Genomic DNA, 16,857 nt, shown 5'->3' with positions numbered 1-16,857 from the left:
TCTACATAGAATTAATCAGCATTCTATGTTATAATAATTACGATTTTAACACGTGTGTACGATAAAAGTGAACAGAGTTAATTGGAGGATATGATATGTACCAAACGTTTGATAACCCTTTAGTTTCAAGATATTCAAGTAAAGAAATGCTGTATCTGTTTTCGCCAGATAAGAAATTCAAAACGTGGAGAAAATTATGGATTGCTTTGGCAGAAGGAGAAAAAGAGTTAGGCATTGATATTTCAGATGAACAGATTGCTGAATTAAAAAAATATGCAGATGATATAAACTATGAAGTTGCAATAGCGCGTGAAAAAGAAGTGCGCCATGATGTTATGAGCCATGTATTTGCATATGGGGAGCAGGCGAAGCTTGCAAAACCGATTATTCATTTAGGCGCTACAAGCTGTTATGTAGGCGATAATACGGATATAATTATTATGACAGAAGCACTCGAATTGATTCGAACAAAAGTCATTAATATTATGGATAAATTAGCTGGATTTGCTATGGAATATAAGGATATGCCAACTTTAGGTTTTACCCATTTTCAGCCGGCGCAATTAACAACTGTAGGTAAAAGAGCTTGCCTTTGGCTAGAAGACTTATATATGGATTATGAAGACATTGTTCATCAATTGAACAAAAAAGCATTGCGAGGAGTCAAAGGGACAACCGGTACCCAAGCAAGCTTTTTAAGCCTTTTTAATGGAGACCATGACAAAGTAAAGCAACTAGAAACACGTGTGGCCGATAAGATGGGATATAGTATGACGTTTCCTGTCACCGGACAAACATATCCTAGAAAATTAGATAGTCAAATGTTAAACGTTCTAAGTGCGGTTGCCCAATCAGCCTATAAGTTTAGCAATGATTTACGTTTGCTTCAGAATCTTAAAGAAATCGAAGAGCCCTTTGCCAAAAGTCAAATAGGGTCAAGTGCGATGGCATATAAGCGCAATCCAATGCGTAGTGAACGTATCTCATCCCTAGCAAGACACGTTATTGTCAATGCGCTTAATCCGGCAATTACAGCAAGTACACAATGGTTTGAACGTACTTTGGATGATAGCGCCAATAAACGCTTATCTGTCTCAGAAGCCTTTTTAGCAACAGATGCACTCCTTGATATTTATGGAAATGTTGTTGATGGACTTGTCGTTTATGAAAAAGTTATACGTAAACGCATTATGGAAGAGTTACCTTTTATGGCAACAGAAACCATCCTTATGGAAGGGGTTAAACGTGGAGGCGATCGCCAGGAGCTTCATGAACTCATCCGAGTACATTCAATGGAAGCCGGAAAAGTCGTAAAGATAGAAGGAAAAAGTAATGATCTTATAGAACGTATTCTTAAAGATTCAGCATTTGATATGAGTGAACATGAGATTAGAGATATGCTAAAACCAGAAAGTTTTGTAGGAAGAGCGCCAGAACAAGTCCAAGAGTTTATTCAATCCCATATTCAACCGATACTTGATGAGAATAAAGGAATCTTAGGACAAAAAGTAGAATTACATGTATAAATATTAAGGAGGCAATTATGAAGATTGGATTTATCGGTGCGGGAAATATGGGATATGCCATGATTAAAGGGGCACAGACCGTTTTTCAAGATAATATTGTGTATACAGATGTATCACTTGAACGATGTGCGTATGTAAAAGAGCAGACAAATCTTGACTACTTAGAATCCAATCAAGATCTGATTGATCAGTCCGATGTGATTGTGCTTGCCATTAAGCCTCAATACTATACAGAGGTCTTAATGGAGGTAACCATACCATCTGATAGGATTGTTGTATCCATTGCCCCTGGTATGACCATTGAATTTGTAAATGCCTTTATAAATGGAACGCCTAAACTTGTTCGTGCAATGCCAAATACACCGGCGCTTATTGGTGAAGGTGTGAGTGGAATAGCCTTTGGTGATAATGGATTTTCCCAAGAGGAAAAAGATCTTATCATGGAGCTGTTCTCCTCGTTTGGAATGGCAAAAGAAGTTCCTGAGCAATTAATGGATGCTGTCGTTCCTGTGTCAGGCAGTTCGCCGGCCTATGTGTATATGTTTATTGAAGCTATGGCAGATGCAGCAGTTATTCAAGGAATGCCAAGACAGTTAGCATATGATATGGCAGCTCAAAGTGTTGTAGGTGCCGCAAAAATGGTTTTAAAAACTGGCGAGCATCCAGGAGTGCTAAAAGATCGTGTATGTTCTCCTGGAGGTACAACCATAGCAGCTGTACAGAGCCTTGAAAAGACAGGATTTCGCTCTTCAATTATTGAAGCCATGATGCGGTGTCATGAAAAAGTATTAAGTTTTAAGAAAAAAGAAAATTAGTGTTATGTAAGAAAGGGTACTATGGAAAAATTTAAGCGTTTAAAGCATCAAGATATATATATAGGAAATCGTGTACACCTTGTGACTGAACAATTATTGACTCCGGATGGAGACGAAGTTACTTGGGAATTGATCAAGCATATTGGAGCAGCAGCAGTAATACCTGTTGATGCAAATGGTGATATTCTAATGGTTAAACAATATCGATTAGCCTCGGATTCAATTACTCTTGAAATACCTGCGGGAGTATTAGATGCCAAACATGAAGATCCGCGTGCATGTGCTTTACGTGAACTCGAAGAAGAAACGGGTTACCAGTGTGAGCATATGGACTTTTTATTTAAATTTTATTCTTCAATTGGAATTTGCGATGAAGTTATTCATATTTATGTTGCTAAGGGATTAGTAAAAACCGAGCAGAATTTAGACGACGATGAGTTTGTTGAGATAAAAAGCTATCCTTTAGATCAACTCATACAAATGATATTTGATGGAGAAATCTTAGATAATAAAACCATTTCCGCGTTATTGGCATATAAACATCAACTGCAGCGAGGGAATGATTAAGGAGAACAACCATGCGTAAGTATATTATATACTATTTAGATGAATTGGAAATGGAAAAAAATATTTCTGCTAATACACGACAATCGTATGAAAGAGATTTGAATCGTTTGATTACATATCTTATCGAATCCGATGTTGGTGACCTTGCAGAAATTCAATATACACATTTAAATGACTATATGATGCACTTACGACATGAAGGAAAAGCCAATTCAACACTTTCACGTCATTTGGCAGCATTTAGAGGGTTTTTTCGTTATTTAGAACAGGAACGTGTGCTTGAATATAATCCGTGCAAGCGAATCACAACACCTAAAAAACAGATGCAATTACCAAGTGTGATGACACTTGAAGAGGTTGAACTTTTTTTAAACCAACCGGATGATTCGGCAAAAGGTTTACGTGATAAGGCCATGCTTGAAGTACTTTATGCAACAGGCATTCGTGTGAGTGAATTGATTAATTTGACGATGGCAGATATTAACATCCCGTTGGGATATATTCGGTGTCAAACTCAAAAAAAAGCGCGGATTATTCCGATAGGTAAAACCTGTAGCCATTCTATAAAAAAATATCTTAAAGATTCAAGGCATCAGTTTCTTCGCCAAGAAGAGCAAGTGAATGAAGTGTTTTTAAACTATCAAGGGAAAAAATTAACACGTCAGGGTTTTTGGAAAATAGTTAAGGCCTATGCCCGCCGAGCGAATATCGAAAAAACCATTACACCACATATGCTACGCCACTCATTTGCTAGCCATATGGTTCAAAATGGTGCGGATTTAAATGCAGTGAAGGAAATGATGGGACATTCGGATATTGCTTCGACACAGCTATATTTGAATCAAAAAAATCATAAAATTAAAGAAGAATATTTAAAAGCGCATCCAAGAGCATAGCAATCGATATATCGATTGCTTTTTTTTAATAAATCGATTTGTAATTATGTAATTACATGATATAATAAGAAGGTAAGTATAGAAATAAATTTGACGGTCATAGGAGGATAAAAGATGGGAAAAAGAGTTATTTGGATTATTCTAGATAGTGTTGGAATCGGTGAACTTCCAGACGCAGATAAATTTGGTGATGTAGGTAGTCATACATTATGCAACACCGTTAATGCCACAAGTATTACATTGCCTAACTTGGAAAAATTGGGAATAGGTCATATTGAAGGCGTTAACTGCCTGCACAAGGTTCAAAATCCAATAGGAAGTTTTGGACGATGCAATGAAAAGTCAAATGGAAAAGATACAACAGTTGGACATTGGGAGATGGCAGGTGTACATTCACCAAATCCATTGCCTACATATCCTAATGGTTTCCCAGATGAAATCATGATTCCATTTTCGGAAAAAACGGGACGCAAGTGGTTGGCCAATAAGCCGGCATCTGGAACCGATATATTAGATGAACTTGGTGAAGAACACATGAAAACAGGGGCTTTAATTGTATATACTTCTGCAGATAGTGTGTTCCAAATTGCGGCACACGAAGAGGTGGTTCCAATTGATGAACTCTATAGATATTGTCAAATTGCGCGTGAACTTTTGGCAGGAGAACATGGTGTTGCTCGTGTTATTGCACGACCTTTTATTGGAAAGCCAGGAGCATTTGAACGTACAGCTAATCGACGTGATTTTTCCTTATCACCTCCAGGTGTTACGGTTCTAGATCAAGTAAAAAAAGCCGGTCTATCCATGGTCGCTGTAGGAAAAATTGAAGATATTTTCAATGGCAAAGGGGTCACAGAAGCAATACATACGAAAGATAATATGGATGGAGTGGACCAGACACTACATTATATGAAGAGTGTCGAGGAAGGCTTGATTTATACAAACCTCGTACAATTTGATTCCCATTGGGGACATCGTAATGATGTGATTGGCTATGCGAATGGATTGGTTGAATTTGATAATCGACTACCAGAAATTATACACTCAATGCATGATGAGGATATCTTAGTGATTAATGCAGATCATGGTTGTGATCCGACAACGCCTTCAACAGATCATTCACGAGAATATATTCCGCTTTTGGTTTATGGAAAACAAATTAAAGCCGGCATTGATCTTGGTACACGTGAGACCTTTGCAGATATCGGACAGTCTATTGCTGATTTAATTGGCGTTGATCCGATTACTGAAGGGATTAGTTTTAAAAAAGAGCTTATGTGAGGTGATTATAATGCGAATGTATGATTTGATTGAGAAAAAAAAGCAAAACAAAGCATTAACCAAAGAAGAAATACAGTGGTTTATTCAAGAATATAGTAAAGATGCAATACCCGATTATCAAGTTTCGGCATTTATGATGGCTATATTTTTTAATGGAATGAATGATGAAGAAACGTCTTGGCTTACTCTTAGTATGGCAGAAAGTGGCGAGATGCTATCGCTGTCTGCCATTGACGGCATCATTGTGGATAAGCATTCAACCGGTGGTGTGGGAGATAAGACAACATTAGTAGTAGCGCCAATGGTAGCAAGCCTAGGCGTTCCAGTGGCTAAAATGAGTGGTCGAGGCCTTGGGCATACAGGAGGTACAATTGATAAGCTTGAATCGATTCCTGGATTTAAGACCTCCATTCCGATCGAACAATTTATTGAGAATGTGAACTCAATAAAAATTGCCATTGCAGGGCAAACGGCAAATCTTGCGCCAGCCGATAAAAAACTCTATGCACTTCGTGATGTAACAGCCACCGTTAATCAACGCTCACTTATAGCGAGTTCAATTATGAGTAAAAAAATAGCTTCTGGTGCGGACGCCATAGTTTTAGATGTTAAAGTTGGCAGTGGAGCATTTATGAAAAATGAAAAAGATGCTATTGAACTTGCACAAATCATGGTAACTATTGGAAAACAGTTGGACCGAGATACAACGGCAATTATTTCTGACATGAATCAACCTTTAGGTTTTGCTGTGGGCAATAATCTGGAAGTGATTGAAGCGATTAATACACTAAAAGGTAATGGACCAAAAGATTTACTTGAGGTATCGCTTGAACTTGGAAGTCATATGGTTTATCACGCAAAAAAAGCGGCATCCATTGATGAAGCGCGTCACATGTTGCAAGAGGTCCTTGACAATGGGAAGGCGCTTGAGAAGTTCAAAGAGTTTATTGCGGCTCAAGGCGGCGATTCAAGTTATGTCCAAGATACAGAAAAATTTGAAAAAGCTAAATTTGTAGAACCGATTACAGCGAGTAGTTCAGGATACATTGCATCTATTGAAGCGGAGCAAATCGGTTATTCAGCACTTGTACTTGGCGGCGGACGCGAAACAAAAGAAAGTGTCATCGATTTAAGCGTCGGTATTCTTGTTGAAAAGAAAATAGGCGATTATGTTGAAAAAGGTGATACTTTAGCAGTGCTTCATGGAAATGATAAAACTAAGATGGAAAATGCAAGAAAAATCATTGAAAGTGCCTATGTTATCTCAGATACAGTGATTCATCCCCAACCAATAATAAAAAAAGTGATCTCATAAGTTTTATAATTTCATATGTATAACAAGGAATTCTGTGTTATAATATAGAACGGCAGGTGTTAATTCACTTGCCGTATTCAATAAGAATAAGAGGTGACAGCATGTTAAATTTAACGATTGATATTATTATTTCTATTATAGCTGCAAGTATAGTTATGCTTGTGCATGAATTGTCAAAGTATTATTTTTCTTTGTCGATGTTACATCCTATTTATCGAAAAAGAAAAGATATAAAAGTAAATGCCTTAAAATACATTGATCCTATAGGGTTAATTCTTTTTGTATTTACAAGTGTAGGATGGCAAAAACCAGGAGAATTTAATCCGGTTCAGTTTAAAGATAAGGAAAAAGGATTCGTGTTTTTGATGTTAGTTGGAATGGCTGCCAATGTGTTGTTGATTTTAGCACTTATTCCTATTTTTATACGTTTTTATGGGACAACGACAACGGTGGTAGGAAGCTATGCGATAACGTTTGTTTTTCGATTAATTCAGTATAGCTTTGCATTAATTGTTGTGAATTTATTGCCGGTTCCGCCTCTTGATATGACTAAAATGATCTATTCCCTTAATCCAAACTTTTATTTTAAGATGATTCAAAACGAACGTATTATTCATGCAGTCTTTATTTTGCTTATTGCATTTAACATATTAAATGCATTTGTGCATTCACTATTTCTTCCTATTCAAAAATTATTAATATAAGTAGGTGTGAGGTATGAAATTATCAATTCGTTTAGAGACGTTTGAGGGTCCGCTCGATTTGCTGCTACATCTAATCGATAAAAACAAAGTCTCTATTACAGATATTCCTATTGCAATCATTACAGATCAATATATTGCCTATATTGAAGCAATGGAACAAAACAAAATGGAAACCATGAGCGAGTTTATTGAAATGGCTGCTACGCTTATTCAGATCAAGACAAAAATGCTGTTGCCAAAGAAAAAGGATGAAAATGATGAAGAAATCGATCCAAGACAAGAACTTATGGAGCAGCTTCTTGAGTATAAAAAATACAAATTAATGGCAGAACATCTTAAGGATAAACAAATAGAAGCGCAACAGGTGTTTTTTAAAGTGCCGACAATTCCACAAGAAGTCAGTAGCTTTGTTCCAAAAGCAGATCCGCACGCCTTGTTAGAAGGCTTAGATTTTTCTATGATGTATAAAATATTTAATGAGGTCATCAAAAAAAATAAAAATAAGATTGACCCCATTCGAAGCAAGTTTGGAACAATAAAAAAAGAAACATTCACAGTACATGATAAGATGGAAGAAATTTTACAAAAGAAAAAGCTCATGCCAAAGTTAAGTTTTCGTCAATTGCTTACTCAACAAATAACAAAATCTGAAGTAATTGCCACTTTTTTGGCTGTTCTTGAACTCATGAAAGTTAGTAAGATTAAAGTGGTTCAAGTTAATGTTTTTCATGATATTGATATTGAATTTATCTAGAAGGGATAGTTATGGAAATATATGAATATGAAGCAATCATCGAAGCTATTTTATTTACGTTAGGTGAAGCCGTCTCTTTAGATAAAATTGCTACGGTGATTGAATTGGATGAAGAAACAACAAAAAAAATTCTTCATCAAATGATGGACGCTTACCAAAATAAGCATCGTGGGATTCGCTTGATTGAATTAGAAGGTGCATTTCAGTTGTGCACAAAAAAAGAATATTATGAATACATAAAAAAAGCAACGAATAAGGTTGTCAAACATGAATTGACAGAAGTTTTGATTGAGACGCTGTCAATTATTGCATACAAACAACCGTTGACAAAAATGCATATTGAAAAAATACGCGGCGTAAAAACAGACCACGCGGTTAATAAACTCATCGAATATGGATTGATTGAAGAAAAGGGCCGTTTGGACAGTCCGGGACGTCCGATTTTATTTGGAACAACGGAGGCTTTTTTACGTGGTTTTGGACTGGCTTCTGTCGAAGAGTTACCGGATATTGATGAGCAGCAGCTAAAAAAAATACGTGGTGAAGTAGAACAAGAGCTACAGATGAGTTTTCATGATCATCTTGATGAACAGAAAAAAGAAAGTCGTTTTAATGACGAAGAAGGTGAAGAAGAATGATGCGATTACAAAAATTTATGGCAATGGCCGGAGTGGCGTCAAGACGACAAAGCGAAAAATTAATTGAAGAAGGCAAAGTCAAAGTCAATGGACATGTGGTCAAAGAAATGGGCGTAAAGATTGACGAAAAAAGAGATACAGTTCATGTACGTGGGAAACGTATTTTCATGACGGAAGAAAATGCATACTATATGTTAAACAAGCCTCGTGGATATGTCAGTACGGTTAGTGATGAAAAAAATAGAAAAACAGTTATGGATCTGGTTCCGGACCAGGAGCGTTTGTATCCGATTGGACGACTTGATCAAAATACATCGGGGATTCTTTTGCTAACCAATGATGGAGATGTGACATATCGCTTAACACATCCTAAACATGAAGTTACAAAAAAATATGTGATCAAAGTAAAACCAATTCCGACAAAAGAAAAGTTAAGCCAACTTAGAAAAGGTGGCGATATTGGTGTTTATTCTATAGCTCCCTGTGAAATTCGTTTGCGTCGGTTAGATGAAGAAGAAAATACCGGAACATATGAAGTCGTTATCAGTGAAGGGAAAAATCGACAAGTACGTAATATGTTCGAGTTTATCGGATGCGAGGTTGTTACCTTAAAGAGAATCGCTATTGGAGAATTGACCTTGCAAGGATTGCGCCTTGGAAAATCCAGAAGATTAACAGCCGATGAGGTCGCATATATAAAGAAACTAGCCGGTTTATAAGGAGGACTTATGTTTGACATTCGTATTACAGACCGTGTCCATCAAATGCTCGCCCCTTATATACATAAAGGAGATGTAGTCATTGATGGGACAAGCGGCAATGGAAATGATACCCTTTTTCTTGCAAAGCATGTTGGCTCCCAAGGGACCGTTATTGGCTTTGATATTCAAAAAAAGGCGTTAGAAGCGACCTGTTTGCGAATTCATGAAGAACTTGACCACTCGGTCATTATCGTTGATGATATAGCCGATGAGCAGCTTGTTGTACATTCGGGGATTTACTTGATGCATCTATCCCATGAAAATATTGATTTTATGCAGATTAAAAGTGCAGCCAAAGCCAATCGGATTGCTTGTATCATGTTTAATTTTGGGTATTTACCCGGTGCGGATAAACAGGTGACTACCCAAATGCAATCTTCACTACGTGCAGTCAAAAAAAGTCTTCAGCTCATCAAGCCCCATGGTGTTATCTCTTTGGTAACCTATCCGGGACACGAAGAAGGGGCGTATGAAGATTGTGAAATTGAGCGACTATTGCAACAATTGCCGGCAAAAGAATTTGAAGTTTTAAAAATGCAATATGTCAATCGTAGTGAAAGAGCACCGAAACAATATTTAATTTACAAAAGGTGTTGTCAGACAACTGACAATGAGTTATAATACAAAAGTGCCTTGGTAAAATGTTCTTAAGAATTTGAATAATCATTTGAATTTTTGGATGATTAGTGTATACTAGTTACGAGGTGGTTGGCATGAAGAAAAAATGGTTTAGAGTTTTATTTAGGCGTCGCGTGGCAGTTACTTTTTTATTACTTCTTCAAATAGCCGTTATTGTGGTGCTATTGTTATATCGAAGTAAAAACTCATGGATATTTAACGGTTTAATGACAACGGTGAGTGTTATTGTAGCTGTAAAAATCATTGCCAATCGCACAAAAGGTGCTTATAAGCTGACTTGGGTTTTTCAGATTTTACTTTTTCCGATTTTTGGAGGATTATTTTATGTGTTATTTAAATTCCAAATGTCACGGATGAAGTATAACAAACGTATTAATCATTATAAATATATTACTGAACCTTTATACTTACTTACGGGAAACTTATATAAGGCCAAAGATGTTATTCAAAGAAAATATCTGCCGCAAGTAAATTATTTGCAAAATTTTGCAGGTTTTCCGATATACAATCATACAAAGACACAATATCTTCCGTCAGGAGAAGCTAAGTTCAAGGCTATGCTCGTTGAATTAAAAAAAGCAGAAAAATACATTTTTTTAGAGTATTTTATAATAGAGTCTGGACTGATGTGGGATAGTATATTAGAAATCCTTAAAGAAAAGGCGGCGCAAGGAATTGATGTACGATTAATCTATGATGATGTCGGATGTCTTTTTTTATTACCTAAGGATTACCCTGAACAATTGGAAGCTTTTGGAATAAAGTGCATTGCGTTTAACCGGTTTAATCCTATCTTATCAGCAACACAAAATAATCGGGACCATAGAAAAATTTTAGTAATTGACGGAAAAGTCGCCTTTACCGGCGGCGTAAATCTTGCAGATGAATATATCAATCATATTGAAAAGTATGGACATTGGAAAGATGCTGCTATTCAATTGGATGGACATGGCGCATGGAGTTTTACGTTGATTTTTTTAGAGATGTGGTATTTGGCTTCGAATGTTGAAGAAGATTATGAAGCGTTTTATCCATGGAAATATGATCCATGCAACATAGAGACGGATGGGTTGGTGCAACCGTATTCAGATAGTCCGTTAGATGATGAAAATGTAGGAGAACATGTATACTTACAAATTATCAATAATGCAAAGGAATATGTGTATATCAATACTCCGTATTTAATTATTGATGATAGTATGGTATCGGCTTTGTGCCTTGCAGCAAAAAGCGGAATTGATGTACGCATTATTACACCGGATAAATATGATAAGTGGATTGTACATGTAACAACACGTTCATATTATCGTGAGCTTATTAAAGCTGGCGTAAAAATATATGAATATACGAATGGATTCAATCATGGAAAGACGTTTGTCTCAGATAATAGCATTGCTACGGTTGGAACAACGAATCTAGATTTTCGTAGTCTATACCTGCACTTTGAATGTGGCGTAGTGCTCTTTGATAATTCTGCTATTCATGATATATATAATGATTTTATGAAAACACTTGATAAGTCAAGGTTAATTAAGGAGGATGATTACAAAGGAAATGTTTTGTCGCGTTTGGCACAGGATTTTTTACGTGTCTTCGCACCATTAATGTAACAAAAACTATTAACAGTTAACTTGATTTTTGTTAGTTTCTTATGTAGAATGAAGCTTGAGAAAAGTGCACTGTTAAAATAAATCTATGGAGGGTTAATATGAGTTTCCAAGAGAAGTTAAATGATTTACATACTCGTAGAAAGCACATCGAACTTCAAGGCGGACAAGAAGCGGTTGATCAATTACATGCAATGAACAAAAAAACTGCACGTGAACGTATGCAGCAGCTTTTTGATGAAAATAGTTTCGTTGAAGTCGGTGCATTTGTACAGCAACGGGCAACAGATTTTAATTTGAATGTAAAAACCGTTCCTGCTGATGGCGTAGTTACAGGTTACGGAACCATTAATGGACGATTGGTTTATGCATATAGTCAAGATGCTACATTAGTCGGTGGTGCCATTGGCGAAATGCACGCAAAAAAAATAGTTACACTATATGATTTGGCTATAAAAATGGGAGCGCCTATCATTGGACTTCTAGATAGCGCTGGCTTAAGGCTACAAGAATCTACTGATGCTTTAGATGCTATTGGGCAAATCTATATGAAGCAATCCATGGCTTCAGGCGTCATTCCTCAAATAACAGGTGTTGTGGGAACATGTGGCGGTGGAGCAGCGATCATTGCCGGATTAAGTGACTTTACATTTATAACGGATAAAAATGGTCAATTGTTTGTCAATAGTCCAAATACCTATGATGATACAAAAGATACGACAGCTTTTGGTTCTGCACAATATAATTTAGAGGTTTCAGGTTTAGTTGATTTTATTTGCCAAGATGAACAGGGTTTAATTCAAGATATGCGTCAACTTGTTGAATTCTTACCGGCCAACAATACAGAAGAAGCGCCATTTGAACAAGTGTCCGATGATTTGAACCGGGTTTCTCCTGAGCTTAATTCTATAGTATCTAGTCAAGGAGTTGATTGCAGAGCAGCCCTCCTTTCTATTAGTGACCACAATCATATTATTGAAGTAAAACAAAATTATGCAACAGAAGTGATCGTTGCATTTGGAAAAATGAATGGAATGACCATTGGGTTTATTGGAAATCAAACGCAAGATGGTGATGGTCGACTAAGTGCACAAGGATTGTCAAAAGTAACGAACTTTGTGTCTTTTTGCGATGGATTTAATATTCCGTTGGTTACATTAACAGATATTGTAGGATTTGCTACAAAAGGTGCTGATGAAAGTCAAGGATTAGCAAAAATGGCAGCAAAAATGACCCATGCATTTATTCATGCGAGTGTTCCTAAAATCAATCTGATATTATATCGTGGATATGGATCGGCATATGTAAGCTTTAATTCAAAGCATGTAGGGGCTGATGTTGTACTTGCATGGCCAAGTGCCCAGGTAGGCATGATGGAAGCAAAGAGTGCAGTTCGTATTATGTTTAACGATGAGATTTCAGAAGGAATGCTTACAAGCACAGAAAAAAATGCAAAACAAGAAGAGTTTGAACATATGCAATCTTCTCCTTATGCTGCGGCAAGTCGAGGATATATTGATGATATTATTGAACCGGCCGCAACACGCAAGCGTGTTATAGTAGCGCTAGAAATGCTATATACTAAACGGGTACCTCATATAGATCGAAAACATAGTACGATATAAGGAAAGCGAGGATAGCATGGTTTTTAATAATTTATTTTTTTTAACATCAACATCAGAGCGTTTACAAGAAGGTCTTATCGCACTTATTAGCGGTATGGCTACTGTATTTGCTATTTTAATCCTTATCTCCTTAATCATTACCTTATTCAAATACATTAAGCGTGGAGAAATTGTTCATCCCCACGAACAATCAAAAATTACAGCCGTTGTCGAAAAAAAACCTCATGAAGTTACCGATAAACACGAGGAGGAAGTACTTGTTGCTGTTATTACTGCAGCTATAGCTGCTTCATTAGAGACAACAACGGATCAGTTGCATGTAAAATCATTTAGACGTATTACGACCAAAAATCAATATAGTCGATAGGAGGAACTACCATGAGAAGATTTCAAGTTACAGTAAATGGAAATACATATGAGGTGGATGTTGAGGAACTAAGCGGCGGAGCAAGTATAGCTCCTGTTAGTCAACCGACAAAAAGTGTAGCGCCGTCAAACCCTGTTGCTCAAGCAAGCCCATCTACCGGTAATGGAGACACCCTTTTAGAAGCTCCGATGCAAGGAAAAATCGTTTCTGTTAAAGTTGCTGTTGGTGATGCAGTTAATGAGGGCGATGTTGTTGCTGTGCTCGAAGCAATGAAAATGGAAAATGAAATTGTTGCACCGAGTGCAGGAACAGTTGCAAGTATTAATGTGACATCAGGCCAAGCAGTAGAAGCAGGAGATTTAATCGCTTCTCTAAACTAAGCATAGGGAGGATTTATTCATGAACATGTTAGAAAGACTCGCCGAGGCTTTTGGAAGGTTTATAGATTCTTCAGGAATAAATTGGTTTGTTCAAAATATGAACTTGGATCGAGGGTTTGATTTTAACTATATTTTTTCCGGAAGTCTTGGAAACTTATTGATGATTATTATTGCTTTTATACTTATGTATTTAGCAATAAAAAAAGAATTTGAACCATTACTTTTATTGCCCATTGCTTTTGGTATGTTTTTAGTTAATCTACCTATTTCAGGGATTATGGATGGACCTATTACGCAATTGACATTTGAGGGCGTGACCCAAGAATTTCAAGGAAGTCTAACACAAGTAGCTTCACGAGTTGCGCTTGTCTTTGAATCCCAAACCGGGGCGAATTTTTATGATCACGCAAAAGAAATTCCTGGTGGGCTATTGTATTATATTTATTATGGAAATAAATTAGGAATTTTCCCACCGTTAATTTTTATGGGTGTGGGTGTTATGACAGATTTTGCGCCATTATTAGCAAACCCTAAAAGCTTCTTATTAGGAGCAGCAGCGCAGTTTGGTATATTTTTAGCATTTTTTGGAGCGTTGGCATTTGGATTTAACAATGGCGAATCCGCATCCATTGCAATTATTGGAGGTGCAGATGGACCGACAGCAATATATACAGCGATTAAGCTAGCGCCACATTTGCTGGCACCTATTGCAGTGGCTGCATATTCATACATGTCCTTGGTTCCCATTATACAACCGCCGATCATGCGTGCGTTGACAACGAAGGAAGAGCGAATGATCAAAATGCAGCAATTACGACCGGTATCACAGCTTGAAAAAATACTCTTTCCTATTATTGTTACGTTGCTCGTTATTTTGATTTTACCTTCAACAACAGCACTTATTGGAATGTTAATGTTTGGAAACTTGATTAAGGTATCTGGGGTGACGGAAAAATTAGCAGAAGTAGCCTCTGGACCACTAATGTATACGATTACTATTTTCTTAGGTATTACAGTTGGGGCAACAACTCGAGCTGCAGATTTTTTAAACACATCTACGCTCTTTATCTTGATTTTAGGTCTTTTGGCTTTTGCATTTGGGACTGCGGCCGGTGTATTGTTAGGTAAGGTTATGTGTAAATTATCTGGCGGAAAGATTAATCCATTGATTGGTGCGGCCGGTGTATCTGCTGTTCCAATGGCAGCGCGTGTTGTGCAAAAAGTAGGACAAAAAGAAAATTCTTCGAACTTCTTGCTTATGCATGCGATGGGCCCTAATGTTGCAGGAGTTATAGGCTCTGCAGTTGCTGCAGGTGTATTCTTATCCTTATACTTATAATGTTACAAAAACGACTTATAGAAGGAGGTCAATATGTCAGAACTCATTAAAAAACCTGTTAAAATAACAGATACAATATTACGCGACGCCCATCAATCTCTAATTGCGACACGTATGCGTACAGAAGATATGCTACCTATTGTTGAAAAATTAGATCGTGTTGGATATCATTCCGTTGAAATGTGGGGCGGAGCGACCTTTGATTCATGTCTTCGTTTTTTAAAAGAAGATCCATGGGAACGCTTACGATTACTACGAGGTGGTTTTAAAAACACAAAAATGCAAATGCTTTTACGGGGGCAAAACTTATTAGGATATCGTCATTATGCCGATGATGTGGTTGAGTATTTTGTCCAAAAAGCTATTGCAAATGGTATTGATATTGTTCGAATCTTTGATGCACTTAATGACATGCGAAATGTTAAAACAGCACTTGATGCAACCAAACGTGAAGGTGGACATGCACAAGTGGCCATTGCATACACGTTATCTGACTTTCATACAATCGACTATTATGCTGAATTGGCAAAGCGTATTGAAGATATGGGTGCAGATTCAATTTGTATTAAAGATATGGCAGGATTACTTGTACCCTATGAAGCAACAAAGCTTGTAACAAAAATAAAAGAAGTGACGGATTTGGAACTTCAAGTACATTCCCACTATACTTCAGGAGTTGCGAGTATGGCTTACCTAAAAGCAGTTGAAGCGGGAGCAGATATTATTGATTGTGCAGTGAGTCCTTTTTCGATGGGAACTGCACAACCAGCAACGGAAGTAATGGTCGAAACATTTAAGGGAACACCTTATGACACAGGGCTTGATGAAACACTTCTTGCAGAGATTGCAGATTACTTTAGACCGATTCGTGAAAACGCATTAGAAAGTGGCTTGTTAAGCTCTAAAATACTTGGCGTTAACATAAAAACGTTGTTATACCAAGTTCCAGGTGGTATGTTGTCTAATCTTGTTAGCCAGCTAAATGAGCAAGGGGCCAGCGATAAATTTTATGATGTCTTGGAAGAAATACCGCGTGTACGTTCAGATTTTGGTTATCCGCCGTTAGTTACGCCTTCGAGTCAGATTGTTGGAACCCAAGCGGTTCTTAATGTCCTTGGTGGTGAACGTTACAAGATGATTTCCAAAGAATCCAAAGCGTTAGTTCGCGGGGAGTACGGAAGAACACCTATGGAGATTTCTACAGAGATAAAAAATAAAATTATCGGTGATGAAGAAACCATAACGTGTAGACCGGCAGATTTGCTTGCGCCAGAACTAGAGCCATTGCGAAAAGAAACGATGCGATGGGCGCAACAAGATGAAGATGTTTTATCCTATGCGCTTTTCCCACAAGTTGCCAAAGAATATTTTGAGTATCGTGAAGCGCAACAGTCGAAAGTTGACCCTAAACAACCAGGTATACAACATAAGGCGTATCCGGTATAAATTGCGGATTCAATAATCTACGAATAGCATCTCACATTTGAGGTGCTATTTTTTGACGTAAACCCAAAAAAAGTATTCATTTTTTTGAAAATATAGCCTTGTAAATTCATAATTTGTAGGCTATAATAGAAAAATATTGAAAGATGAAAAGGTCTTTCATTCATTTTTCATATAATTGAAGGAAAACGTGCATTGTG

17 protein-coding genes are annotated in these 16,857 nt (G+C 37.1%); all 17 read left to right on the top strand.

Translation table 11 applies throughout. From position 1 onward, the window contains the following. Positions 1 to 95: 95 nt before the first annotated feature. The 17 genes from purB to QBE53_09030 all read left to right on the top strand — a co-directional run bounded on the left by purB (position 96) and on the right by QBE53_09030 (position 16,660). Positions 96 to 1,526, top strand: a complete 1,431-nt coding sequence (gene purB / locus QBE53_09110; GenBank protein WZL79965.1) for an adenylosuccinate lyase — start codon at positions 96 to 98, stop codon at positions 1,524 to 1,526. 14 nt (positions 1,527 to 1,540) lie between these two features. After that, positions 1,541 to 2,341 carry a pyrroline-5-carboxylate reductase gene (gene proC, locus QBE53_09105; protein WZL83291.1) on the top strand — a complete coding sequence of 267 codons (801 nt, stop codon included), beginning with the start codon at positions 1,541 to 1,543 and terminating at the stop codon, positions 2,339 to 2,341. 21 nt (positions 2,342 to 2,362) lie between these two features. Then, positions 2,363 to 2,908, top strand: a complete 546-nt coding sequence (locus QBE53_09100; protein ID WZL79964.1) for an NUDIX hydrolase — start codon at positions 2,363 to 2,365, stop codon at positions 2,906 to 2,908. A gap of 11 nt (positions 2,909 to 2,919) precedes the next feature. After that, entirely contained in the window at positions 2,920 to 3,804 is an 885-nt protein-coding gene (locus QBE53_09095) for a tyrosine recombinase XerD (GenBank protein ID WZL79963.1), read from the top strand. 114 nt (positions 3,805 to 3,918) lie between these two features. Next, positions 3,919 to 5,085, top strand: coding sequence for a phosphopentomutase (locus QBE53_09090; protein WZL83245.1), 1,167 nt, complete (start codon positions 3,919 to 3,921; stop codon positions 5,083 to 5,085). Positions 5,086 to 5,095: 10 nt separating this feature from the next. Then, a complete protein-coding gene (locus QBE53_09085) occupies positions 5,096 to 6,400 on the top strand; it encodes a pyrimidine-nucleoside phosphorylase (GenBank protein ID WZL83244.1) in 1,305 nt (434 codons plus the stop codon). 101 nt (positions 6,401 to 6,501) lie between these two features. Then, positions 6,502 to 7,104, top strand: a complete 603-nt coding sequence (locus QBE53_09080; GenBank protein ID WZL83243.1) for a hypothetical protein — start codon at positions 6,502 to 6,504, stop codon at positions 7,102 to 7,104. Between the two features lie 13 nt (positions 7,105 to 7,117). After that, positions 7,118 to 7,858 (top strand): segregation/condensation protein A, encoded by a 741-nt coding sequence (locus QBE53_09075; protein WZL83242.1) that lies wholly within the window; start codon positions 7,118 to 7,120, stop codon positions 7,856 to 7,858. A gap of 11 nt (positions 7,859 to 7,869) precedes the next feature. Beyond that, the gene (gene scpB, locus QBE53_09070; protein ID WZL83241.1) at positions 7,870 to 8,496 is read left to right on the top strand and encodes an SMC-Scp complex subunit ScpB; all 627 of its coding nucleotides are present in this window, start codon (positions 7,870 to 7,872) and stop codon (positions 8,494 to 8,496) included. Then, positions 8,493 to 9,215 carry a pseudouridine synthase gene (locus QBE53_09065; GenBank protein WZL83240.1) on the top strand — a complete coding sequence of 241 codons (723 nt, stop codon included), beginning with the start codon at positions 8,493 to 8,495 and terminating at the stop codon, positions 9,213 to 9,215. Before scpB ends, QBE53_09065 begins: the two co-directional genes overlap by 4 nt. A gap of 9 nt (positions 9,216 to 9,224) precedes the next feature. After that, positions 9,225 to 9,878 carry a class I SAM-dependent methyltransferase gene (locus QBE53_09060; GenBank protein ID WZL83239.1) on the top strand — a complete coding sequence of 218 codons (654 nt, stop codon included), beginning with the start codon at positions 9,225 to 9,227 and terminating at the stop codon, positions 9,876 to 9,878. Between the two features lie 92 nt (positions 9,879 to 9,970). Next, positions 9,971 to 11,506 (top strand): cardiolipin synthase, encoded by a 1,536-nt coding sequence (gene cls / locus QBE53_09055; GenBank protein ID WZL83238.1) that lies wholly within the window; start codon positions 9,971 to 9,973, stop codon positions 11,504 to 11,506. A gap of 191 nt (positions 11,507 to 11,697) precedes the next feature. Then, a complete protein-coding gene (locus tag QBE53_09050) occupies positions 11,698 to 13,128 on the top strand; it encodes a carboxyl transferase domain-containing protein (protein WZL83290.1) in 1,431 nt (476 codons plus the stop codon). Between the two features lie 16 nt (positions 13,129 to 13,144). Then, positions 13,145 to 13,495, top strand: coding sequence for an OadG family transporter subunit (locus QBE53_09045; GenBank protein WZL83237.1), 351 nt, complete (start codon positions 13,145 to 13,147; stop codon positions 13,493 to 13,495). Between the two features lie 11 nt (positions 13,496 to 13,506). Further along, a complete protein-coding gene (locus QBE53_09040; protein ID WZL83236.1) occupies positions 13,507 to 13,875 on the top strand; it encodes a DUF2118 domain-containing protein in 369 nt (122 codons plus the stop codon). A gap of 97 nt (positions 13,876 to 13,972) precedes the next feature. Further along, the gene (locus QBE53_09035) at positions 13,973 to 15,214 is read left to right on the top strand and encodes a sodium ion-translocating decarboxylase subunit beta (protein ID WZL83289.1); all 1,242 of its coding nucleotides are present in this window, start codon (positions 13,973 to 13,975) and stop codon (positions 15,212 to 15,214) included. A gap of 33 nt (positions 15,215 to 15,247) precedes the next feature. Next, positions 15,248 to 16,660: an oxaloacetate decarboxylase subunit alpha gene (locus QBE53_09030; GenBank protein ID WZL83235.1), complete on the top strand. Its 1,413-nt coding sequence runs from the start codon at positions 15,248 to 15,250 to the stop codon at positions 16,658 to 16,660. Positions 16,661 to 16,857 lie beyond the last annotated feature (197 nt).

The organism is Vallitaleaceae bacterium 9-2 (genome assembly GCA_038396585.1).
Taxonomy (GTDB): Bacteria; Bacillota; Clostridia; order Lachnospirales; family Vallitaleaceae; genus UBA1351.
This window is presented reverse-complemented; position numbering and strand designations above follow the sequence as displayed.